Origin of the sequence: Pseudomonas sp. HMSC065H01, assembly GCF_001815235.1 — a bacterium.
GTDB classification, from domain to species: domain Bacteria; phylum Pseudomonadota; class Gammaproteobacteria; order Pseudomonadales; family Pseudomonadaceae; genus Pseudomonas; species Pseudomonas aeruginosa.
Map to the genome: position 1 here is coordinate 1 of NZ_KV819904.1, position 243 is coordinate 243.

Genomic DNA, 243 nt, shown 5'->3' on the forward strand with positions numbered 1-243 from the left:
GCGGGCAGGGCGAGGGCGCAGGCCAGGGCGAGGGCGCCGAGGCGGGGAAAGTATGGGGGGATGCGCATGGGTGTCGTCCTTGTCAGCGGGTGGTGACGGTCTCGCCGGTCTTGCGTCCCTCGGCGTCGTACTGGTAGCGGGTGATCCGGCCGGGCTCGCTGACCTGCACCGGGAGGAACAGGGTCGGGTGCCAGTCGGTTGTGATGGTGCGCGCCTGCGCAGTGCCGGCGGCCTCGGTGCGCG

At 72.8% G+C, this 243-nt stretch carries 1 pseudogene; it reads right to left on the reverse strand.

What is annotated here, in order from left to right:
- Positions 1 to 82: 82 nt before the first annotated feature.
- Positions 83 to 243, reverse strand: a pseudogene (locus tag HMPREF3014_RS33750) (RHS repeat protein); the annotation flags it as partial.